This is a genomic window from Alcaligenes sp. 13f, from assembly GCF_020496585.1.
In the GTDB taxonomy this organism is placed as follows: Bacteria; Pseudomonadota; Gammaproteobacteria; order Burkholderiales; family Burkholderiaceae_B; genus Alcaligenes; species Alcaligenes phenolicus.
Genome location: NZ_JAHKKC010000012.1, coordinates 100,815 through 122,218, shown reverse-complemented (window position 1 = coordinate 122,218; position 21,404 = coordinate 100,815). Strand labels below are relative to the sequence as shown.

Annotated in this window: 22 protein-coding genes; 6 read left to right on the top strand and 16 right to left on the bottom strand. The window is 56.2% G+C overall.

All coding sequences use genetic code 11. The features are described from left to right. Positions 1-315 precede the first annotated feature (315 nt). Positions 316-1,035, top strand: a complete 720-nt coding sequence (locus KOE80_RS12180; protein ID WP_026483087.1) for a C40 family peptidase — start codon at positions 316-318, stop codon at positions 1,033-1,035. Between the two features lie 112 nt (positions 1,036-1,147). Here KOE80_RS12180 and KOE80_RS12175 read toward each other — a convergent pair whose 3' ends face one another. The 3 genes from KOE80_RS12175 to KOE80_RS12165 form a co-directional block, all read right to left on the bottom strand. After that, entirely contained in the window at positions 1,148-1,495 is a 348-nt protein-coding gene (locus KOE80_RS12175) for a DUF2325 domain-containing protein (protein ID WP_259672468.1), read from the bottom strand. A gap of 194 nt (positions 1,496-1,689) precedes the next feature. Further along, the gene (locus KOE80_RS12170) at positions 1,690-2,640 is read right to left on the bottom strand and encodes a CysB family HTH-type transcriptional regulator (protein ID WP_226349222.1); all 951 of its coding nucleotides are present in this window, start codon (positions 2,638-2,640) and stop codon (positions 1,690-1,692) included. Between the two features lie 86 nt (positions 2,641-2,726). Continuing rightward, complete coding sequence (locus KOE80_RS12165; protein WP_009456555.1) at positions 2,727-4,220, bottom strand: CoA-acylating methylmalonate-semialdehyde dehydrogenase; 1,494 nt, start codon at positions 4,218-4,220, stop codon at positions 2,727-2,729. A gap of 165 nt (positions 4,221-4,385) precedes the next feature. Between KOE80_RS12165 and KOE80_RS12160 the strand changes: the two genes are divergently transcribed. Then, positions 4,386-5,279: a LysR family transcriptional regulator gene (locus KOE80_RS12160; protein ID WP_009456556.1), complete on the top strand. Its 894-nt coding sequence runs from the start codon at positions 4,386-4,388 to the stop codon at positions 5,277-5,279. A 67-nt stretch (positions 5,280-5,346) separates the two neighbouring features. On the opposite strand, the gene lptF is transcribed toward KOE80_RS12160, so the two are convergent. Then, positions 5,347-6,456: an LPS export ABC transporter permease LptF gene (gene lptF, locus KOE80_RS12155; RefSeq protein WP_021446865.1), complete on the bottom strand. Its 1,110-nt coding sequence runs from the start codon at positions 6,454-6,456 to the stop codon at positions 5,347-5,349. A 56-nt stretch (positions 6,457-6,512) separates the two neighbouring features. Between lptF and KOE80_RS12150 the strand changes: the two genes are divergently transcribed. From KOE80_RS12150 to epsC, 4 genes are all read left to right on the top strand, one after another. After that, positions 6,513-8,006, top strand: a complete 1,494-nt coding sequence (locus KOE80_RS12150; RefSeq protein ID WP_009456557.1) for a leucyl aminopeptidase — start codon at positions 6,513-6,515, stop codon at positions 8,004-8,006. Positions 8,007-8,008: 2 nt separating this feature from the next. Continuing rightward, positions 8,009-8,431: a DNA polymerase III subunit chi gene (locus KOE80_RS12145; protein ID WP_226349221.1), complete on the top strand. Its 423-nt coding sequence runs from the start codon at positions 8,009-8,011 to the stop codon at positions 8,429-8,431. An 81-nt stretch (positions 8,432-8,512) separates the two neighbouring features. Beyond that, the gene (locus KOE80_RS12140; protein ID WP_009456559.1) at positions 8,513-9,223 is read left to right on the top strand and encodes a Bax inhibitor-1/YccA family protein; all 711 of its coding nucleotides are present in this window, start codon (positions 8,513-8,515) and stop codon (positions 9,221-9,223) included. A 266-nt stretch (positions 9,224-9,489) separates the two neighbouring features. Further along, on the top strand, positions 9,490-10,419 hold the full coding sequence (epsC, locus tag KOE80_RS12135) for a serine O-acetyltransferase EpsC (RefSeq protein ID WP_021446866.1): 930 nt from the start codon (positions 9,490-9,492) through the stop codon (positions 10,417-10,419). A gap of 245 nt (positions 10,420-10,664) precedes the next feature. Here epsC and rarD read toward each other — a convergent pair whose 3' ends face one another. The 12 genes from rarD to KOE80_RS12075 form a co-directional block, all read right to left on the bottom strand. Continuing rightward, complete coding sequence (gene rarD / locus KOE80_RS12130; RefSeq protein ID WP_035272513.1) at positions 10,665-11,570, bottom strand: EamA family transporter RarD; 906 nt, start codon at positions 11,568-11,570, stop codon at positions 10,665-10,667. Further along, complete coding sequence (locus KOE80_RS12125; RefSeq protein ID WP_035272512.1) at positions 11,567-12,172, bottom strand: PIN domain-containing protein; 606 nt, start codon at positions 12,170-12,172, stop codon at positions 11,567-11,569. The genes rarD and KOE80_RS12125 overlap by 4 nt, the downstream gene beginning before the upstream one ends. Before the next feature lies 1 nt (position 12,173). Next, positions 12,174-12,764, bottom strand: a complete 591-nt coding sequence (recO, locus tag KOE80_RS12120) for a DNA repair protein RecO (protein ID WP_026483095.1) — start codon at positions 12,762-12,764, stop codon at positions 12,174-12,176. Further along, positions 12,757-13,647: a GTPase Era gene (gene era / locus KOE80_RS12115; protein WP_026483096.1), complete on the bottom strand. Its 891-nt coding sequence runs from the start codon at positions 13,645-13,647 to the stop codon at positions 12,757-12,759. The genes recO and era overlap by 8 nt, the downstream gene beginning before the upstream one ends. Then, entirely contained in the window at positions 13,644-14,402 is a 759-nt protein-coding gene (gene rnc / locus KOE80_RS12110; protein ID WP_009456563.1) for a ribonuclease III, read from the bottom strand. The genes era and rnc overlap by 4 nt, the downstream gene beginning before the upstream one ends. Continuing rightward, complete coding sequence (gene lepB, locus KOE80_RS12105) at positions 14,402-15,286, bottom strand: signal peptidase I (RefSeq protein WP_009456564.1); 885 nt, start codon at positions 15,284-15,286, stop codon at positions 14,402-14,404. The genes rnc and lepB overlap by 1 nt, the downstream gene beginning before the upstream one ends. 64 nt (positions 15,287-15,350) lie before the next feature. Further along, complete coding sequence (gene lepA / locus KOE80_RS12100) at positions 15,351-17,144, bottom strand: translation elongation factor 4 (protein ID WP_026483097.1); 1,794 nt, start codon at positions 17,142-17,144, stop codon at positions 15,351-15,353. Between the two features lie 243 nt (positions 17,145-17,387). Beyond that, the gene (locus KOE80_RS12095) at positions 17,388-18,896 is read right to left on the bottom strand and encodes a DegQ family serine endoprotease (protein ID WP_035272508.1); all 1,509 of its coding nucleotides are present in this window, start codon (positions 18,894-18,896) and stop codon (positions 17,388-17,390) included. 24 nt (positions 18,897-18,920) lie between these two features. Next, positions 18,921-19,946: a MucB/RseB C-terminal domain-containing protein gene (locus KOE80_RS12090; protein ID WP_226349220.1), complete on the bottom strand. Its 1,026-nt coding sequence runs from the start codon at positions 19,944-19,946 to the stop codon at positions 18,921-18,923. Next, positions 19,943-20,437 carry a sigma-E factor negative regulatory protein gene (locus tag KOE80_RS12085; protein WP_021446868.1) on the bottom strand — a complete coding sequence of 165 codons (495 nt, stop codon included), beginning with the start codon at positions 20,435-20,437 and terminating at the stop codon, positions 19,943-19,945. The genes KOE80_RS12090 and KOE80_RS12085 overlap by 4 nt, the downstream gene beginning before the upstream one ends. 9 nt (positions 20,438-20,446) lie before the next feature. Continuing rightward, positions 20,447-21,049, bottom strand: a complete 603-nt coding sequence (gene rpoE / locus KOE80_RS12080; RefSeq protein ID WP_009456579.1) for an RNA polymerase sigma factor RpoE — start codon at positions 21,047-21,049, stop codon at positions 20,447-20,449. After that, entirely contained in the window at positions 21,049-21,234 is a 186-nt protein-coding gene (locus KOE80_RS12075; RefSeq protein ID WP_226349219.1) for a hypothetical protein, read from the bottom strand. Before KOE80_RS12075 ends, rpoE begins: the two co-directional genes overlap by 1 nt. Positions 21,235-21,404 lie beyond the last annotated feature (170 nt).

The window sequence follows — 21,404 nt, the reverse complement described above, 5'->3', positions numbered from 1 at the left end:
AAACTTCGCTCTATTTCGGCTAACTTTCAACAAGTAAGCAAGAAGAGCACTGGACCCATGCACAGGGCCTGAAAACCGCTGTCAGCCGCACTTTGCAACAGTATGATTCAATCGCAAAATACACTCCTACAATGCTTTACGGTGCAATTATCATCCGGTACACTGCCAAACATTCAACGCACAGCAACGTCCGGCAAAGTATGGTGCTTTTAGCCATACTTACAGCCCTGATACCCATCAATTGCTGCTAATTTCAGCAAAAATAGGCATCAAGGTTGTGCTGCTGCCCACCAAGTCCTTAAAAAAGCCCTGGTCATGCCGCCACATTACCTGAATCCACCCGCACTTTTGCACATTACCTATCGCAGCGCCAAGTATCTTTTGTTAGCCGGCGCGCTCGCTCTGACAGGGTGTGCCACCACTGGAACTCAACAGTCCAGCCAGAACAAAGATCGTGCAGAACTGGATCACGGCTATTACGCCGACTACGAATTCCAGACCGAGTCCGACCCGCTGGGTACATATCTAGCTAACCGCGCTCGCAATGACATCAATATTGCTTACAGCAGCGATCGTCGCCAAGGGCGCGCCGAAAGCCGCAGTAGCCAAGCTTCTTCCTCTACCCACGGCCTTGCCAACGCCGCCCTGAACTTCCTGGGCGTGAAGTACAGTTTTGGTGGCGATGCTCCCAGCACTGGCTTTGATTGCAGCGGTCTGGTGTCCTACGTGGCTGAAAAGTCCCTGGGTCTGAAACTGCCCCGCCAATCCAAGGACATTGCCAAAGAAGGCACTTCGGTTAACCGTAGCGAGCTGCGCAAAGGTGACCTGGTCTTCTTCAATACTCGTGGCGCTCGTTTCTCTCACGTAGGCATTTACCTGGGTGATGACAAATTTGTCCACGCCCCTCGCACTGGCGCTGTTGTCCGCGTCGAGAGCATGGAAGTGGGTTACTGGAAAAAACGCTATAACGGCGCACGCCGTCTGGCGGCTGCCGATACGCAGCAGTCCGAAGCTCGTTTGCGTAGCGTCAAATAAGACCACCCTGCTGCCAAACCGGCAGCACACAAAAAAGCCACTGTTTCATAACAGTGGCTTTTTTTTAATCTGTAAAGATTCCTTCTTTGCCCCAGTAAGTCATGCCGCCAATCTAGTGGCTCTTGGACTTACCGAGCGGACAAGATTCACAATAGCCGCATTGGGTTAAGGCTTGCTTCATGCTACAAACCGAACGTCGGCAGGCAACTACTCGAATACCGGACTTCAAGGCAGCAGCCCGGAAGGTTTTCATGACGTTGTGACCCAGGAAGTCGGTCAGCAAAATCAGCAAATCGGTGCCGGAAGGCAACTGCAGGGTTTTTTTCTGGTGGGCTGGATCACGCCCGCTAATATGATGTTTGATCGAGATATTGTGGATCTTGAGCAAGTCGGGAATGTTCCCCAGACGGTCTGCTCCAACCACGACTGCACTGACGTATTGAGACACAGGAAGCTCCATTGGCTAAGAAAGTTGGATAATGATAATCATTCTTATTATCATAGTCAATTGAGTCGATAGCTTGTTTCAATTTTTACTTATAGCCTTTGACCATAAGCTCTCACCTGCCCTGCCAAACCACGCCGACCGCACAAACAATAAGGGCCACCGTGGAATCACGATGGCCCTTATTGCCAACTAAACAGTGGCTAGTTCTACAACGGGCCACCAGCTTGTTTCTCGTCCAGAGCGCTCAGCACCACATCCCGGGTCAATTCCGGTGCCAGCATCTCCAGCAGTTCAAAAATATAGTCACGCAGGAAAGCCCCGGCTTTCACCGCCACCTTGGTGTGGTGTGCGCCAAACAAATGCCCTGCTGGCAGGCCCACCAGACCCTTATCACGACGCGGATCGAACGCGATGGCCGCGATGATACCGATACCCAGACCGACATCAACGTAGGTTTTGATCACGTCAGCATCAATAGCTTCCAGCACAATATCCGGAGTGATGCCGTGCTTGGCAAAGGCCTCGTCGATCGAACCTCGGCCCGAGAAAGCATGGTCGTAAGTCACGATGGGGTATTGCGCCAGGGTTTCAATGGACAGCTGCTTGTTGGCAGGCAGATCAGCCAGTGGATGGTCCGGCGTCACCACCACCGTATGCTCCCAGGTGTAGACCGGCAAGGCGACCAGGCCCGGCGTCAGCGCCAGGGTTTCGGTAGCGATGGCCACGTCAGCCTGCTCGTGTATCACCATCTGGGCCAGCACAGGCGGGCTGCCTTCAGCCAAGGACATATGGACCTTGGGAAAGCGACGGCGGAATTCAGGGATCACCTTGGGCAGCAAATATCGTGCCTGGGCGTGGGTACAAGCGATCACCAAGGTGCCTTCATCACGGCGGGCGAAGTCGTCGCTGACACGCTTGAGGTTGTCGATCTCGCGCATGATGCGGTCGATCACCTCGGCGACAGCTTCGCCCGGTCGGGTCAAGCCCTTAATGCGTTTTCCATGACGTTCAAAAATCTTGATGCCCAGTTCATCTTCAAACTCGATGATCGCTTTGGACACCCCCGGCTGGGAGGTATAGAGCGAGCGAGCGGCTTCAGTCAGATTGAAGTTACGTCGGATGGTCTCTCGGACAAAGCGGAATTGTTGAATATTCATATGTTAATAGCCCCAGGTACAGGGCCATTATATGTAATAAGGAACAGCTCGCTTATTGCATTAAGTTATATATATAGATTCAACAATTACGTCATGCTGATTGTTGTATTCATCGTATTGGCATGAGCTTGCCAACGGGCCGTCACGGTTTTGGTCTGTGTCCAGAACTGAACGGCTTGTTTGCCGTTCGGACCCAGGTCACCCAACTTGGACGCACGCGAGCCAGTAAAGCTGAACCAGGCCACCGGCACAGGGATAGGAATATTGATACCGATCTGGCCTACGTCGATACGGTTCTGGAAGTAGCGCGCATGGCCGCCGTCCTGGGTGAAGATGGACACGCCATTACCGTTGGGGTTGCGGTTGATGAACTGCACCGCCTCTTCCAGCGTATTGACACGCACAATGCACAGCACGGGTCCGAAGATTTCTTCTTCGTAAATGCGCATATCGGCTTTCACATCATTGAAGATGGTTGGGCCGACAAAGTTACCGCTTTCATAGCCAGGCACTTTCACGCCACGACCATCCAGCAAGAGGCTGGCACCTTCCTGTACACCGGCTTCAATCAAGGATTCCACACGCTGGCGAGCACGCGGCGAGACCAAGGGGCCCAGATCGGCCTGACGGTCCGTACCTACGTTGACCTTCATGGTGGCAGCACGTTTGACCAGTTCATCAACCCACTCGCCAGTTTCGCCGACCATCACGGCTACCGAGATCGCCATGCAGCGCTGGCCGGCCGCGCCAAAAGCAGCGCCCAGCAATTGGTTGATCGCCACATCACGATCCGCATCAGGCATCACAATGCAGTGGTTCTTGGCGCCCATCATGGCTTGCGAGCGCTTGCCAGCTTCAGTGGCACGACGGTGAATTTCGGTGCCAACGGCCGTCGAACCAATAAAGGACACAGCCTTGACTTCAGGATGGGTCACCAGGGCATTGGCAATATCTGCACCGCCGTGGACCACGTTCAGCACTCCTGGAGGCAGGCCAGCTTCCAGAGCCAGTTCAGCCAGCATCAGACTGGCGCTAGGATCCTGCTCGGAAGGCTTGAGCACGAAGGTATTACCGCAAGCCACAGCCAGCGGGAACATGAAGCAGGGCAGCATCACCGGGAAGTTGAACGCGGTCACACCGGCACACACGCCCAAGGGCTGGATCAGGGTGTAGACATCAATACCGCCCGCAGCGTTTTCTGCGTATTCTCCCAATTGCATCGAAGCAATGGAACACGCGTATTCGATCACTTCCAGGCCGCGGCCTACTTCACCTTCAGCGTCAGGCATAGTCTTGCCGTGTTCACGCGAGATGGCTTCTGCCAGCTTGGCACTGTTTTCACGCACCAGACGCTGCAGATTCAGCATGACGCGCATGCGCGCGCCCTGGCTGGAATGGCGCCAGCTCTCATAAGCCTTGGCCGAGCTGGCAATAATGGTTTCCAGCTCTTCCATCGTGGCGTAAGGCACTTGGGCCACGACTTCCTGGGTGGCTGGATTGAGCACATCGTCCCAACGGGTGCTCTTGGATTGAACATGTTGTCCATCGATCAGCAAAGGTACACGAACCACTTCCGTCATAGCATGTCTCCAATGAATTGCTCAGGCGGCTAAGCCTTATTTGTTATCCCACTTGTATGAGGGTTCTCATCGAGTGTAGAAGCCTCAAGACCCGTTTACCATGTTGAAAAATGCACAGGAGCTGGGCATTTATGCACAAGTCTTTTTCAGGGCGGGCCCATCACGATGGACTGGGATAATCTGCGTTACTTTCTGGAAGTGGCCCGCTGCCAGCGTATCAGCGTTGCCGCTCAACGGCTGGGCGTTCAACACAGCACCGTGGCACGCCGTATCCAGGCGCTGGAGCAGGAGCTGGGCTTGCGGCTGTTCCACAAATCCACGGTCAGCGGCTATAGCCTGACCAGCGAAGGGCAGAATCTGCAGCAACGCATGGAGCCGGTAGAGAGCCGCTTGCTGGCGGCTCGCGATGCGATTACGGGCAAGGCCAGACCCTTGACCGGCAAGCTGCGCCTGGGCTGCACCGAAGCCTTTGGCAGCTATGTGCTGACGCCCTTGCTCAGCATTTTCCAGGCCCAATACCCAGAGCTGACCCTGGAGCTTTTGCCTGTACCCCGCCCTATCAGTCTGTCACGCCGGGATGCCGACTTGGCCATTGCCCTGGAGCGCCCCCAACGCGGCCCTTACTGGTGTACGCGCCTGGCAGACTACAGCTTGCGGCTCTATGCCCATCAGGATTATTTGAACAGCCATCCGCCCATAGAAAGCGTGCAGGATTTGTCCCAGCATCGCTTTATTGCCTATGTGGATGATCTGGTGTTCAGCGACAGCCTGCGCTATCTGGAAGAAATCGTCAGATCCGCCGCCGTACGCTTTCGCAGCACCAGCGTGATTGCGCAGTACCAGGCCACCTTGCAGGGGCAAGGAATTGCCGTTCTGCCCTGCTTCCTGGCAAAAACCGATCCGCGCCTGCGTTGTGTTCTACCCGACCAGGTGGAATTGCGTCGACGCTTCTGGATGTTCTGTCATGAAGAGCAACGCCAGAACCCCAGCCTGACTCGGCTGTGGCACTTTCTGAAGCAGTCAGTGGAAGAGCGGCAGGATTTGCTGGATGGGGCTTGAGCCGCCAAACCGATCAAAAAGCCATTCGACAGGCACAAAAAGGGGGCTGGACGCCCCCTTTTGCCGATCAGCTTACTGCTGGCGGTTTAGGTGCCTTGATGCGCAATTTACGCCACATCATGAAGAGCATGATCAGCAAGAAGATGGCATGAACCAGCCACAAACCGATTTCAAAACCCAATTGGCCATTACGAATCCAGCCGCGCGAGAGGTTGATCAGGTTCATATAGAGCAGACCTACCAGACCAGCCACCAGAATATTGCCTGAGCGTCCCATCCTGGGATTCACCGCTCCCAGAGGAATCGCCAGCAAGGCCAGATTCAGTGCCGCCAGGGGCAAAGCCAAGCGCCACATGATCTGTGAGCGCGCCTCGGCATCGTCATCACTGAGTAACAAGGTGGTTTGACGAGCCTTGATCTGCTGCTCGGCACGGGCGCGGATCGTTTCAGCGGTATTGCCTGCATCACGGCTCTCCAGACGCATGCCATAACTTTCAAAGTCCACCATACGGAATTCAGCCTGACCGGGCTTCAAGTCGTAGCGATGGCCTTCGCTCAAGACCAGAAAGCGATCGCCATTGGGCTGCTCTTCCATGCGGGCACTTTGCGCAGTCACAATGCTGAGCCACTGCGGGTCGATCACGCGGGCGATCACATTACCCAGCTCATCCCCTTCTTTTTCTGGGGAGTCGGCGTAAAACACACGGGCACCATCATCGGACTCGATAAACTGCCCGGCGGTCACCTTACTCAGGTCCGAGCGCTGCTCAAAACGCTGGCGGTACTCGGCAATCTGACGATAAGCCCATGGCGAAGCCTGCAAGGTCAGAACGGCAATCAGAATGGCAACCGGCACTGCACACTGCAAAACGGGCGTTACCCAGTTTTTCAAGGATAGGCCGCTGGCAAACCAGACCACCATTTCGGATTCCCGAAAGCTGCGCGTCACCGTAGTGAGCACGGCAATGAACAGGGAAACGGCCAGAATAATCGGCAAGGCGGTAATACTGGAAAAGGCGGCCAGACCCAGCACCACGTCAGGGCCAATCGTGCCATTGGCCGCTTCGCCTAACAAACGCACCAGAAGTACACTAAGCCACACAATCAGCAAAGTGGACAGTACAACGCCACTGTGACTTAAGATTTCGGATACCGCAGAGCGTTTAAATAGAGACATATGAGAATTTGCGAGATAATCGCAGGTACGATTTGCGACACACTGAGGATAGTTGAATGGAATTTAGCACACAGACATCCGCTTCTTTGCACCAAATTAAGACGGCCGCACTAGGCGTAGGCGTCTTTGCCGAGGGCATTCTAAGCCCCGCAGCGGAACTTATCGACCGCGCCAGCAACGGAGCTGTGAGCGCTGCTGTCAAAGCCGAGTTTAAAGGCAAGCCCAATACCCACCTGGTGCTGCGCAATCTGCCCGGTGTTAAGGCCGAACGCGTTATTTTAGTCGGCTTAGGCGCTCAAGAGGAATACAAAGCAGCAACTCATACGCAAGCCCAGGCCTGCCTTGCTTCTTACTGCCTGAAAGCAGACCTGAAAGAAGCCGTTTCTGCCCTGGCCAGCATTGATTGCAAAGGCACCACCTTGCGCAGCCGCGCTCAGGACGCTGCCGTGGCCGTATGCCGCGCCAGCTACCGCTACACCGCCACGTTCAGCAAGCCCGAACCTGCTCCCCAGCTGAGCCAGTTCCTGCTGTGGACGGCCCGCACCCAAGCCAGCGAAGCCAAGGCCGGTCTGGAGCAAGGTCAGGCCATTGGTAACGGCGTCAACCTGACTCGCTTGCTGGCCGACCTGCCCGGCAATATCTGCACTCCTACCTACCTGGGCAAAACCGCCAAGCAGTTGGCCAAGGAATTCAAGACGCTGAAGGCCGAAGTGCTGGAGCGCAAGCAGATCGAAGCCTTGAAGATGGGTTCGTTCCTGTCGGTGGCCAAGGGCTCGGATGAACCGCCTGCGTTCATCGTGCTGCGCCATACCCCCAACACCAAGACCAAACACGAGGACGGTCCTATCGTTCTGGTGGGTAAGGGCCTGACCTTCGACTCGGGCGGTATCTCCATCAAGCCAGCCGGCAATATGGACGAGATGAAGTACGACATGGGCGGTGCTGCCAGTGTCCTGGGCACCATGCGCGCCATTGCCGAACTGAACATCGACCGTGAAGTGATCGCTGTGGTGGCTTCTTGCGAAAACATGCCCAGCGGCCGCGCCAATAAACCGGGCGACGTCGTGACCAGCATGTCTGGCCAGACCATCGAGATCCTGAACACGGACGCCGAAGGCCGTCTGGTTCTGTGCGATGCCCTGACCTACGTCGAGCGCTTCAAACCCGCTGCCGTGATTGATATGGCCACCCTGACCGGCGCTTGCGTGGTCGCTCTGGGCCACGTCAACACCGGCCTGTTCTCGACCGACGACGACTTGGCTGATGAACTGATGCAAGCTGGCAAGCAAACGGGTGACACGGCATGGCGCATGCCCATGGACGACGCCTACCAGGAGCAACTGCGCTCGAACTTTGCTGATATGGCCAATATTGGTGGCCCACCAGCCGGTTCGGTAACCGCCGCCTGCTTCCTGTCCCGCTTCACCAAAGCGTACCGCTGGGCTCACCTGGACATCGCCGGTACTGCCTGGCGCAGCGGCAAGGACAAGGGCGCCACAGGCCGTCCCGTGCCTTTGCTGGTTCAGTACCTGCTTAATCAGTGTCGCTAAGCATGAGCCGCGTCGATTTCGCTTTCGGCGCGCCAGATCGCTTGCGTATGGCCTGCGAGGTCGTGCGCAAGCACTACGAGGCGGGCCGTCAGGTGGTGGTGTATCTTTCCGATGCCCGCCAACTGGCCCGTTTCGATCGCCTGCTCTGGGGTTTTGAATCCACGGCTTTTGTCCCGCACGTCGGTGTGGAAGACCCCTTGGCAGCCGCCACCCCTGTTTTGTTGACCAGTGCCGCCCCCGTGCCCGCAGGTGAGCAAAGCTGGCTGTTGAATCTGGATGCCCAATGCCCGCCCGGTTTTGAACAATTCCCGCGTATATTGGAAATTGTCTCCGAACGGGAAGCTGACCGTACCCAGGCTCGCGAACGCTGGCGTGTCTACCAGGCGCAAGGCTGCCAAGTGCATGCTCATAAACTGGGTGCTTGAATAATAAAGAAGATTCTTGATTATTCAGGTAGTTGTCAGTTATTCTTGACCACTGATCTCTCTGTACTCTAAGGACTCATCATGAGCGAATTTCGTCAATCAAGCTTGCCTGAGCATAACGGCACCCTGGGCGCCCAGTCGCTGATTGCTCGCAATCGCGTCCTGCGCAACACCTACTGGCTGCTGGCCCTGTCCATGATTCCCACCGTGCTGGGAGCCTTGCTGGGCCTGTCCTCCGGCATTAACCGGGTTATGGGCGCCAGCCCAGGCCTGAGCGCCATTGTTTTCCTGGTCGGTGCCTTTGGCCTGATGTTCCTGATCGAAAAGAACAAGAACAGCTCGTTGGGTGTCGCCCTGCTGATGGCCTTTACCTTCTTCATGGGTGTGATGCTGTCCCGTCTGCTGGGCTTTGTCCTGGGCATGGGTAATGGCGCACAACTGATCATGCTGGCCTTTGGCGGTACCGCTGCGGTCTTTGGCGCCATGGCAACTATTGCCAGCACCACCAAGCGTGATTTCTCCGGCATGCAGAAATTCCTGTTTGTCGGTGCCGTTATCCTGCTGGTTGCGGCCTTGGCCAACATCTTCCTGCAACTGCCTGCGCTGATGCTGACCATCTCCGTGATGGCTATCGGTATCTTCTCGGCCTTCTTGCTGGTTGATCTGCAGCGCGTCATCAACGGTGGTGAAACCAACTACGTGTCGGCCACCCTGGCGATCTATCTGGACGTCTACAACATTTTCAGCAACCTGCTGGTGCTTTTAGGCGTGCTGGGCGGTAACCGCGAATAAGATCGCGGACCCCGCACTCCCCAAGCCCCCTTTTCGAAGGGGGCTTTTTTTATTATCCGCACGCTCATGCACGCTGGCTTGAAAACCTGACCATGCCCCTCATCTGCTTGATCTTGCCCCAAGCTCATGGGGCCTTGAAGCGGCACGACCAGGCCTGAGCCATGGCAAAGGGAATCACCCTGACGCAGCGCCCTGTTTTTCGTGTCCTTGCTCAGACGCGCGGGTATAGTAAACCTTGTAGAAAATTTCCCCTTTGGAGAACACTGGTGGCAGTCTTTGAAACTCAACATATCGTCGACAATCTGCGCGGGGCCCGCGAAGAATGGCGACAGGCGCATCAACGCTTGAACGAGCTTGAAGGCCAGGAATTTCCGTCGGTACAAGCTTTGATTCAAGTGACCGAGCAGCTCAAAGGCATCCTGTTTCCCATGCGCCTGGGCAGCCCGGAGCTGCGTCGCGAGTACGAAGATCACTTTGTCGGCCACCACTTGGGCCAGGCGCTCAATACGCTGCTGCAACAGGCGCGTATCGAGTTGCAACGCGCTGCCCTGCTCCGTGGTGACAAGTACGACCGCGAAACCATTGAAGAGCAGGCACACAAGGCCATACAGGCCTTTGCCAACAAGCTGCCAGACCTGCGCCGCACCCTGGATCTGGACGTGGTTGCTGCCTATCAAGGCGACCCGGCTGCCCGCAATGTGGACGAGGTACTGCTGTGCTATCCCGGCCTGCTGGCCATGATTCACCACCGCATCGCCCACGCTCTGACCAATCTGGGACTGCCCCTGACGGCGCGCATTATTGCAGAACTGGCCCACAGCCAGACCGGTATTGATATTCACCCCGGCGCGCAAATTGACCATTCCTGTTTCATCGACCACGGCACCGGCGTTGTGATTGGCGAGACCGCCATCATCGGCAAGCGGGTTCGTATTTATCAGGCCGTCACCCTGGGTGCCAAGCGCTTTAGCAAGGACGAAAAAGGCTTGCTGCTGAAAGGTCAGCCACGTCACCCCATCGTGGAAGACGACGTGGTTATTTACGCGGGTGCCACCATCCTGGGGCGCGTCACTCTGGGTGCAGGTTCTACGATTGGCGGTAATGTCTGGATTACGGAAGACGTACCAGCGGGTTGTTCGGTGACCCAGGCCAATTTGTTGCGCAATCAACCTGACTGCCCGGAGAAACTGCGCTAAGCAGCCTGCTTATATCGCGCAGGACCCAGTCTGGTACGGCCCGGACTATCTCCTCTAGAAGAGCCCCGTAGTAAAAAAACGACTCCTGTCATGTCCTTCCCAAAAGCATGGATAGCTATCCAACTTTGGAGAGGGACTCTCAGGAGTCGTTTTCTATTGGAGTTCTGCATCATTCAGGAAGCCCCCAGAACGTCTAGGCAGACGCTAACTGCCCTTCGGCAATGGCTGGTACTAACTAGCAGAATTTACGCCTTGGGAGGCGGCACAGGCGGTCCGGGTCGCCACATCTTGATGAAACCTTCCATCGCCATCAAGGAAATGGCAATCCAGATCGGAATATAGGTCCACCACTGATTCGCGCTCATGGGCTCGTCCAGCAGCAAATACGCCACCCAGAACAAGAGCACCGGCTCCACATAGCCCAGAATGCCAAACAAGGCCAAAGGCAACTGACGACTGGCAGACAGATAGCTGACCAACGCAACCGAGCTGATCAGGCCCAGAACCGGGACCTGCCAGATCAAGCGAGGCTGATCCGCGAACAGGCCCCACATCTGCGTGTCTTGAACAAAGAGCAGCCAGCAAGCTGGCAGGAACAAGAAGCTCAGATCAAACCAGAGTGAAGCCAGCGAGCCCAGACGCAGATAACGGCGCAGCATGAAATAAGGTGGATAACCCACAACCACCACCGCTGTCGCCCAGGAGACGCTCCCTACGCGGAACAGCTCATGCAGCACACCCACGCCGGCCAATGCCACAGCAATCCACTGAATGGTGCTCAATCTGTCTTTGTAGATCACCCGCCCTACCAGCACCATCATCAGCGGCAAGAGGAAGTAGCCCAGGGACACGTCCAGCGCCATCTGGTGCAAAGGCGCCCAGACAAAAATCCAGAGCTGCACCCCGACCAGGGCTGCAGCCAGCAAGAGCAAGGCAAAATAGCGCCAATTCCCGGGCCAGTGACGCAATACCCAACGCACTTCCCGCCAGCGCCGTGCCCGAGTGATCACCAAAGCCAAAGCAGGCAGCCCCAGCACAATACGCCAGGCAAAAACCTGCTCGCCACTAAGTGGCTGCAAGACGGTGGCGTAGTAGTACAGGCAGGCAAATAAAGCGGAGGCCAGGACCGACAGCAAAACACCTTGCTTCATGAGTGCGCCTCGTCCATTTTCTGACGCCGCAAATAAGCCTGCCCCACACTGAACAAACGATCACGCTTTAACAAGGTATGCGTATCCAGTGCCTGCGCTTCGGGCGTCAGCATCAAAGCGGGCAAACCATCCAGCAAACGCTGCATCAAATCCGGGTGCGCGGCCATGTACAAACTCAAAAGCTGATCCGGCTCCCACAAGCTGATCCCCAGGCGACGCAGCTCGGAACGATTAAAGTCTTTCAGATTACGGGTCAAGATGCCGACCGGCTGATCGGGATAACGCTGCTGTGCCAAACGGGCAGTGGCGATCACATGCCAGTCCTTGGCATCGGAGTAGCGCAAGTCCTTCTTGAACTCGCTGCTATCGCCTAAATCGGCTTCGGGGTAACGCTGTTGCAGCGCTTCCCACTGCTCCTCGATAGAGGTGGGCATGACTTTCCACAACCTGCCCGCATTACGCCGCCATTCGTCCCCGATCACCGGACTCCAGACAGGCTTGAACAACTGCTCGTCAGCCAGGGCCAGGAGCAAGCGGCGCAGTACGTTGGAGATCAGTACGCAGGTATCCAGAACCAGCACGGAAGGAAGGGAGACGGCCATATCAATAGCGTTGCAGCTGCATAAGAACGGAGCGGGTATGCAAGGGACGACCCAGCAAGCTGTTCAGGCGTTCACGCAAGCGTATGCGCAACTCAGGCTCACCAACAGGATCGTCGAAGTCTGGCGTGGCTTCATCAAAGCCATACCCGGTTTCGGTCAGCAGCACCCACTCAAAGCGCCGCAAGGCCCCCGCCACGGGTGGACGAGGTATCTGGGCCAAGTGCACCAGAGCCTCTTCGTAGGCATCGAACAAAACAGGATGTGGGTCTTCACGCGGCAACAAACGAATCAACAATTCGTTCATGTACCAGGCCGACATCAGAGCACGACCTTTCAAGGGGCGAATCCCGGCGCAGTCCGCCCGTGTCAGCGTTTTGACTTCATTTTTGCCCGACCAGGCCAATAACAAAGGCTGAAACACAGACAAAGCAGGCCGCAAAATGGAATGCGGCCTTTTGGCGCCTTTCGCGACCAGAGGCACCAGCCCGTGGTTACGCGTAAAGGCATGACAGATCAGGGACGTTTCACGCCAGGCACTGGTGTGCAGTATGTAGCCCGCTTCGTCCTGAAAGCGATGACGGGGATTACTCATACCCCAGGTCGCGCAGGACCGCTTCACGATCGGACCAGCCCTTGCGCACCTTGATATACACATCCAGGAACACGGGCTTGTCGATCAGCTTGGCAATATCTTGGCGAGCTTCCGTAGCAATGCGCTTCATGTGCATGCCACCCGCTCCCAACAGAATCGGACGGTGGCTTTCGCGTTCTACGACCACGCAAGCCGAAATACGCGCGCCCTGCTCGTTCTCGTCCCATTGTTCGATAACCACGGTACACCCGTACGGCAGCTCGTCACCCACCAGGCGGAAGATCTTCTCGCGCAGCAGCTCCGAGGTAATGAAGCGCACCGAGCGGTCGGTAATGGTGTCAGCGTCAAACATGGCCTCACCTTCAGGCAGGCGGGAGGCGATCTCGTTCAGCAAAGGGTCCAGTTGCAGGCGCTTGGCAGCACTGACCGGAATCACGGCGCCGTACTCGAACTCCTGCGACAGGCGGGCGATATAAGGCAGCAAGTCATTCTTGCTTTTCAAGGCATCAACCTTGTTGATGACCAGAATGGTCTTGCCGCCTTTAGGCAGCATGGGCAGCAATTCGGCGTCCGAAGCGGACCACTTGCCGGCTTCAACCACATGCACCACCACGTCCACATCGGCCAGGGCCTGGGTCACGACGCGGTTCATCATGCGGTTCATGGCCCCGCCGTGCTTGGTCTGAAAACCGGGGGTGTCCACAAACACCATTTGATCGTGATCACGCGTCAGCACACTGTTGATGCGGTGACGCGTGGTCTGCGCCTTGCGCGACACGATCGAAATCTTGCTGCCGATCAGGGCATTGGCCAGCGTGGACTTGCCGACATTCGGTCGTCCAACAATAGCCACGAAGCCGCAGCGAAAAGGGGTCTCTGTCATTCTGTTTCCTGCGACACTGCCACGGGCAATGTCAATTGTGAGGGGCGACGATGGCGACTGGCGCGCGTCGTCTTGGCTGGAAATTCAGCTTCTAAAATAGCAATGGCCTGCGTCGCGGCGGCTTGTTCAGCCGCACGACGGCTGCTGCCACTGGCACGAACATGGATGTTGAGCTTGGCGATCGTGCATTCGATATCGAAGAGCTGATCGTGGGCTGCGCCATGGGTGGCCACCACGGTATACACCGGCAAATCCAGCTTGCGACCTTGCAGCAGCTCCTGCAGCAAGGTTTTGGGATCTTTCCCCAAAGTCTTGGGGTCAACATCCACCAGCATGGGTTCATAGAGCTGGGTGATGACGGTTTGGGCTTGCGTAAAGCCCGCGTCCAGAAAGACAGCGCCAAAAATCGCTTCCAGCGCATCCGCCAGAATGGAGGGACGGCGGAAACCACCGCTTTTCAGCTCCCCTTCCCCCAGACGCAAATAATCCGACAAACCCAGACGGGTTGCGATTTCAGCCAGAGCGGCCTGTTTGACCAGATTCGCTCGCAGGCGGGACAGATCGCCTTCATCAATGCGTTGGAAACGGTCGAACAACAAGGCCGCAACCGTGAAGTTCAAGACCGAATCCCCCAGAAACTCCAGCCGCTCGTTATGGCGAGCGCTGTGGCTACGATGGGTCAAGGCCTGCTCAAGCAGGCCTGTGTCTTTGAAGGAGTAGCCGATAGCGGCTTCAAGCAAAGCAAGACGTTTCATTAATGGAAGCGACCTATACGGCTAAGTTCGCGGAAATTCATCCAGATAAAGAAGGCGCGTCCCACAATATTCTCATCGGGCACAAAGCCCCAATAACGACTGTCCAGACTATTGTCGCGATTATCTCCCATGACGAAGTAATTACCTTCGGGCACCACACAAGAGATACCGTTGGAGAAATACTCACAGGAGTCGCGGTTGGGGAACGCCACGATAGGCATCAAACCCTGAGGCTGAGTCTTGTTCAGCAAGATGTTGTGCTGCACCTTGCCCAGCTCTTCCAGATAGCGCCCAATGTAGGCGGAGCGATCCGGCTCGTAGTAATCGCCACTGCGCACTTGGGTAATGACTTGACCATTCACGGACAATACCTTGTCGCGGTACTCCACGCGGTCACCCGGCACACCAACCACACGCTTGATGTAATCCACAGTGGTATCAACGGGATAGCGGAACACAATCACATCGCCACGCTCAGGATGGCCCAAAGGCACAACCTTGGTACCACTGACAGGCAGGCGAATGCCGTACTCGTATTTGTTCACCAGAATCAAATCGCCATTTTTCAGCGTGGGCAACATGGAGCCCGACGGAATGCGAAAAGGCTCGATGATAAAAGAGCGCAATACAAACACGAACAGAATGACTGGGAAAAAACTGACGCCATACTCAATCCACCACGGCATGCGGTTGGCCTGGTCATAAGCGTCCTGGCGCAGTTGCTGCAAGTGCTCGGGGTCTTGAGCTGCCGTTTCCGGTACCGCCTGCATCGCGGCCTGCGCACGCGCCAGACGGCGCGAGCGCAGGGAGAAACGATCCAAAAACCAGATTGCGCCGGTCAGTATCAGCAGTACAAACAAAATCAGAGCGAAATCCCAGCTCATCGGTTTCCTTTAAAGAAATTAAAGCAGTCCTGGCTGTGGTCGGCTTGAGCTGCCGACCAGAGCATTACTTATCCTCGACCTGCAAAATTGCCAAAAAGGCTTCCTGCGGAATTTCCACGTTCCCAACTTGCTTCATCCGCTTCTTACCGGCTTTTTGCTTCTCAAGCAGCTTTTTCTTACGAGAAATATCGCCGCCATAACACTTGGCCAGCACGTTCTTGCGCAATGCCTTGACGTTTTCGCGAGAAATAACTTCGGCGCCAATGGCAGCCTGAATCGCAATATCAAACATCTGCCGCGGAATCAGAGAGCGCATCTTGGCGACCACTTCGCGTCCACGGTAACGGGCGTTGCTACGGTGCACAATCATGGACAGGGCATCAACCCGGTCGCCGTTGATCAGGATATCAACCTTGACCACATCGGCCGAACGGTATTCCTTGAACTCGTAGTCCATGGAAGCGTAGCCGCGCGATACCGATTTGAGTCGGTCAAAGAAGTCCAGCACGATCTCGGCCAGAGGCATCTCATAGACCAGGTTCACCTGACGGCCATGATAGGTCATATTTAACTGCAAACCGCGCTTGGCTGTACACAGGGTCATGACCGGGCCCACGTATTCCTGCGGCATTAGCAGCGAAACCACAACAATAGGCTCGCGTACGTCTTCGATATGGGACACTTCCGGCATGCGGGAAGGGCTTTCAATCATCAAGACTTCGCCGTCACGACGCTCGACCTCGTACACCACCGACGGCGCGGTGGTGATGATATCCATGTCGAATTCGCGCTCCAGACGCTCCTGGACGATTTCCATATGAAGCAGGCCCAGGAAACCGCAACGGAAACCGAAGCCCAGCGCCTGAGACACTTCGGGCTCAAACATCAGGGAGGAATCGTTCAGCTTGAGCTTTTCCAGGGAATCGCGCAGTTGATCGTACTCGCTGCTCTCCACCGGGTACAAACCGGCAAACACCTGAGGCTTCACTTCCTTGAAGCCCGGCAAGGCTTTTTCAGCCGGTTTGCCGGCCAAAGTGATGGTGTCACCAACCTTGGCGTGTTCCAGCTCTTTAATACCGGCAATGATGAAACCCACCTCGCCTGCAGACAGATGAGGACGGTTTTCAGACTTGGGGGTAAAGACACCGATATGCTCGACCAGGTGCGTCGCACGGGTGGCCATCAGCAGAATTTTTTCCTTGGGCTTGAGCACACCGTTGACGATGCGCACCAGCATGACCACGCCCACGTAATTGTCAAACCAGGAGTCAATGATCAGGGCTTGCAAGGGAGCGGTCGGATCACCCACTGGCGGGGGAACACGCGCCACGATGGTTTCCAGGATCTCGTCGATACCCAGGCCGGTTTTCGCACTGGCGGCAATTGCGTCACTGGCATCAATGCCAATCACGTCTTCCACCTCCTGGCGAGCGGCATCCGGGTCAGCCGAGGGCAAGTCCATTTTGTTGAGCACTGGAATCACTTCCACGCCCTGATCCAAAGCGGTATAGCAGTTGGCTACAGTCTGCGCTTCCACACCTTGGGAAGCGTCCACGACCAGCAAGGCACCTTCACAGGCCGACAAGGAACGGCTGACTTCATAGGAGAAGTCAACGTGGCCGGGGGTGTCGATCAGGTTCAGGTTGTAAACCTTGCCATCCTGAGCCTTGTAGTGCAAAGCGGCGGTCTGGGCCTTAATCGTGATGCCACGCTCTTTCTCGATGTCCATCGAATCCAGAACCTGGGTCGACATCTCGCGGTCGGCCAGGCCACCACAGCGTTGGATCAGGCGGTCAGCCAAGGTCGATTTGCCATGATCGATGTGGGCAATAATAGAGAAATTGCGGATGTGATCCATAAACCCGTTAATAAACAAAGAAAATGTTGAGGCGCAATGCCAGAGAGACGGCACAAGAAAGGGGCGCCCATGACGCCCCTTTTCAGTCCACGCGCCGAAAACGCAAGACCCGTCCTGTCAGACGGGCGCACGTGGAGCCAGTATCCATTCGGGGCAAACTGCCCCCGCGAATAGCGGCGGAAAAACTCCGGCCCCTGGCCGGAGTTCATCAATGACTACCATTTTAGCCGTTTTACAGAATTTTTATTTCGATGGCGTAATCAAAACCCATTGCGACTGGCCCGCACGCAAAACCAGCAAGGCTGCTGCTTTGGATTTATCCAAGGAAGCCACCATTTTAGCGTATTGATCCGGCGTCCCTACGTCTTTATCGTTGACACGCAAAATCAGGTCACCAGGCTGCAGACCGGCTTCGCTGGCAGGGGCCGTAGCCTCTGTCACCTGAACCGCACTTTCCACGCCCAAACGCTTCAGATCAGCAGCAGGAACTGCCGTCACTTTCAAGCCAAAGGCATCGGCCGTGCTGGCAGCAGGACTGTCTTTCTCGTCCTTGGCGGCAGCAGTTGGGCTGCTGGAAGGCATTTCTTCGACATCAATCTTGATGGTCTGCAACTTGCCCTTGCGCCAGATTTCCAGTGTGGAGCTTTGGCCAGGCTTGGTGCCTCCCACAATACGGGGCAGGTCTGTCATTTGATCAATGGTGCGACCGTTGAACTTCAGGATCACGTCGCCAGACTGAATACCGGCCTTGGCGGCAGGACCGCCCTCTTCCACGCTGCTGACCAAGGCACCCTTGCTGTCTTTCAGACCCAGCGCGGTAGCGACATCATCGGCTACCGGAGTGATCTGCACACCGATACGGCCGCGAGTCACCTTGCCGTCAGACTTGAGCTGCTCGACCACGTTCATGGCTTCGTCGATAGGAATGGCCAGGGAAATACCCATGAAGCCACCGCTACGCGAAATGATCTGGGAGTTCACACCCACTACTTCGCCATTCAGGTTGATCAGCGGCCCCCCGGAGTTACCGGGGTTCACAGCCACATCGGTCTGAATGAAAGGCAGGTAATCGCCGGTTTCACGGTTGATAGCGCTGACAATCCCGGAGGTCACGGTGGATTCCAGACCGAAGGGCGAACCGATAGCCAGAACCCATTGCCCTTTCTTGAGCTGTTTGGAGTCCCCTATCACCATGGGCTTCAGGTCTTTGGCTTCGATCTTGATCAGGGCCACGTCGGTGCGCTCGTCAGTCCCGATGATCTTGGCTGGATATTCCTTGCCATTGCTTAGCGTGACGAAAATGCCGTTGGAGTCGGCCACCACATGGTTATTGGTCAGGATGTAGCCATCAGCAGAGATGATGAAACCCGAACCCACACCACGTGGTACTGTGCGCTCTTGAGGTTGCTGGCCTTCATTGCCACCGCCACGAGGGCGCTGCGGCGCCATGCCGGGCGGCATGAAATCGGGCCCAAAGAACCAGCGGAACATATCGTAAGGATCCGAACCCGGACCCATGGCGGGGGAGCGCACCCGGACGGCCTCGGTGGTACGGATATTGACTACTCCATCCTCGGTCTTGGCAACAACGCCAGTAAAGTCAGGCAGCCCCAGCGTCGTGCTCTGGACTTGCTCGGTTGTCGTGACAGGCTGAGCCTGCGCGTGGGCCATAGGCGCACCCGCCGCCAGCATCACGGCCACCGTCAAGGCCGAGAGAACAGGAATACGCATTTTTTGACTCGATTTTTCCATTCAAATACTCCTGGTGGACGATAGTCAATGTGTCCGGGATAGAGGGGTGAACTGGGTACCTTCCAGCAAGGCGCGCAAGGTCTGTACAGGTACGGCACCCGTGCTGGTCAAAACATAATCATTAATGCGACTGCGGTACATATTCATGGAGCCACGGTGAAAGGCCCCCAGGCTGTTTTCTTCTGCCTCGGGGGTGCCTACCTTCTCCAGAAACACGGAGATGGCAGCCAGACCGTCAGACAGCATCAAATGGGTAACCTGACGCCCCGCACGCATGGGTCGGAGCATTTCGGACCGCAAGGTAAAACCGGCAGGCATGGCCAGATGCCAACCCAGCTCGTTCAAATCTATTTTTCGTACTTCGGGTTCGACCACTTCCCACTTGCTGGGGTTCCAACTGGTACGCAGTTCCTGCAAATCCACCTGCTCGCCAAAGGCAACAGAGGCAAAAGCGATCTGATCCACTACCGCTTGTTGTGGGTCCAGAGTCTGCATTTTCAATAGCAAATGATGATCGGTATCGGCACACACGCGGTAGCCGTAACGCTGATCATCCTTGGGAACCAGCTCGATCAGGTCGCAAGGGCGACCGGCCACACGCTCGCGCGATGGCAAGCGGCGCATATCGTAAAAATTGGGTAATTGGCTGACATCACCGACCAGAAAACTGGGAAAGCGCTCGTTTTCACGACGCTCGATCACCACCATTTTCTTTTCGGGGATCAGGCATTGGGTGACTTCGTTCTGACGCAGAAACTCACGCGGCTCGCCGTCCAGAATCTCCAGACGCTCGCGCTCGCCGGTGCCGTCAATAATGTGGACCAGTTTCATGGACTGGCTGGCCTGATCCTGGGTGTAAATAATGACCCCGGAGTAATCCAGGTCACGCGCCGCTTTATGGACTTTCTGCAACCAGGGCAGATCCAGGGGCTCCAGCCCGCTGGCATCCTGAGCCAGTACAGGTGTGCACAGCACCGCCAGAGAAAGGGCAAACAAGCCCTTATAGAGACGCGCCAAGCCCATCTGCGACGGCATACGTACAGACCTCATTGACCCAGGGCTCCACTTTCAAAGGAAACATGGCGTACCGGACCGGTACCAACAAAGTCGCGGTGCAAATCCGCGTAATCATTCCAGAGCTGATCATCCTGGGCGCTGGCCACCAGTGTGCCTGGCACGGAGTTCACCCCCATATACGGCAGACCCACCCACAAGGCGGCAGCCACGGCAGCCACCACGGCCAGGCCGCTGACACCATAGCGCTGCACCAGGGGCCGTTTCATGGCATTCGGGGCGAGCACGGTAGGCTCCTCGTCAATTGCTTTGGACAGACGCGCGTAAAAGCGATCCGACGTACGGATCGCCAGCGCATCGGTACGCATGACGTCACCAATCAAATGGTAGGTATCCCAGACTTGACGCCCGTAGGGGGAGTCCAGTTCCTCGGGGCGTATTTCAGCCTCGCCATCCACCCAGGAAGACACGGCGGCCTCCCAGGCATTGAGTTGATCATCATCGGAATGGGATTTCAGGGCTTGCATCATCAATCCTTACCACCGTCGTTCACTATCTTCACCATCGAGTATGGGACGCAATTGCGCAGCAATGGCGTCACGGGCTCGAAAGATGCGTGAGCGTACAGTTCCTATAGGGCAGTCCATGGTCTGAGCAATATCTTCGTAGCTCATACCTTCTATTTCACGTAGCACGATAGCCGTCCGCAACTCTTCGGGCAGTGCCTGGATCGCTGTATTTACCGTTTCAGCAATCTGGCGACTGACCATCATGGATTCTGGCGTGCTTATATCGCTTAGGTTGTCGATTCGGTCAAAAGTTTCACCTTCTTCAGTTTCGACGTTCTGCAAAGTATTGGGACGTCGGGCGGCCGAGGCCTGCCAGTTACGGGCCGTGTTGATCGCAATGCGGTACAGCCAAGTGTAAAAAGCACTCTCGCCCCGGAACTGGGGAAGAGCTCGGTACGCTTTGATGAAGGTTTCCTGAGCCACGTCCTCGACTTCAGACGGGTCACGTACCATGCGGCTGAGCAGACGCATGATCTTGCGCTGGTACTTCAGTACCAGCAGGTCAAAGGCTCGCTTATCCCCACGCTGAACACGTGCAACTAGTTCGGCATCGGTATCGCGTTCACTCATTAAGAATCCTTATTCTGAGCACGGACCTGATGAGACAGTCGGTTGGCACATAGAGACAAGGCCCACCAGTCCTGCTGCGACTGGGCGCGGCGCCATACGGTCACGGTACGGCAAGCCTTGGTGCAATCACGGCGCAAACGCAAGGTCATGAACCAGGCACAACGCCAGATCTGCTCTATTTGCACGGACTCCTTTGCTGTCCCCTCGCACTGCAAGGAGTATAGCCCTGCACGATGCGCTAGTGTAGCGCGCTCATCCCATGCCCCACGACTGCGAGCATACAAAAAATAAGCCCACAAAGCACCTGCCAATATTGCCAGGGCCCAGGGCCATTGCCAGCTAGACATTGTCCAGG

Bases quoted from the DNA above. Each gene is read 5' to 3' on its own strand.
- rpoE (WP_009456579.1), bottom strand. From the start codon at position 21,049: ATGAGTGAACGCGATACCGATGCCGAACTAGTTGCACGTGTTCAGCGT.
- KOE80_RS12095 (WP_035272508.1), bottom strand. From the start codon at position 18,896: ATGGAAAAATCGAGTCAAAAAATGCGTATTCCTGTTCTCTCGGCCTTG.
- KOE80_RS12125 (WP_035272512.1), bottom strand. From the start codon at position 12,172: ATGGCCGTCTCCCTTCCTTCCGTGCTGGTTCTGGATACCTGCGTACTG.
- KOE80_RS12145 (WP_226349221.1), top strand. From the start codon at position 8,009: ATGAGCCGCGTCGATTTCGCTTTCGGCGCGCCAGATCGCTTGCGTATG.
- KOE80_RS12150 (WP_009456557.1), top strand. From the start codon at position 6,513: ATGGAATTTAGCACACAGACATCCGCTTCTTTGCACCAAATTAAGACG.
- KOE80_RS12170 (WP_226349222.1), bottom strand. From the start codon at position 2,640: ATGAATATTCAACAATTCCGCTTTGTCCGAGAGACCATCCGACGTAAC.
- KOE80_RS12085 (WP_021446868.1), bottom strand. From the start codon at position 20,437: ATGCAAGCCCTGAAATCCCATTCCGATGATGATCAACTCAATGCCTGG.
- KOE80_RS12165 (WP_009456555.1), bottom strand. From the start codon at position 4,220: ATGACGGAAGTGGTTCGTGTACCTTTGCTGATCGATGGACAACATGTT.
- rarD (WP_035272513.1), bottom strand. From the start codon at position 11,570: ATGAAGCAAGGTGTTTTGCTGTCGGTCCTGGCCTCCGCTTTATTTGCC.
- KOE80_RS12175 (WP_259672468.1), bottom strand. From the start codon at position 1,495: ATGGAGCTTCCTGTGTCTCAATACGTCAGTGCAGTCGTGGTTGGAGCA.
- KOE80_RS12140 (WP_009456559.1), top strand. From the start codon at position 8,513: ATGAGCGAATTTCGTCAATCAAGCTTGCCTGAGCATAACGGCACCCTG.
- KOE80_RS12180 (WP_026483087.1), top strand. From the start codon at position 316: ATGCCGCCACATTACCTGAATCCACCCGCACTTTTGCACATTACCTAT.
- KOE80_RS12160 (WP_009456556.1), top strand. From the start codon at position 4,386: ATGGACTGGGATAATCTGCGTTACTTTCTGGAAGTGGCCCGCTGCCAG.
- rnc (WP_009456563.1), bottom strand. From the start codon at position 14,402: ATGAAACGTCTTGCTTTGCTTGAAGCCGCTATCGGCTACTCCTTCAAA.
- KOE80_RS12090 (WP_226349220.1), bottom strand. From the start codon at position 19,946: ATGAGGTCTGTACGTATGCCGTCGCAGATGGGCTTGGCGCGTCTCTAT.
- lepB (WP_009456564.1), bottom strand. From the start codon at position 15,286: ATGAGCTGGGATTTCGCTCTGATTTTGTTTGTACTGCTGATACTGACC.
- lptF (WP_021446865.1), bottom strand. From the start codon at position 6,456: ATGTCTCTATTTAAACGCTCTGCGGTATCCGAAATCTTAAGTCACAGT.
- era (WP_026483096.1), bottom strand. From the start codon at position 13,647: ATGACAGAGACCCCTTTTCGCTGCGGCTTCGTGGCTATTGTTGGACGA.
- lepA (WP_026483097.1), bottom strand. From the start codon at position 17,144: ATGGATCACATCCGCAATTTCTCTATTATTGCCCACATCGATCATGGC.
- recO (WP_026483095.1), bottom strand. From the start codon at position 12,764: ATGAGTAATCCCCGTCATCGCTTTCAGGACGAAGCGGGCTACATACTG.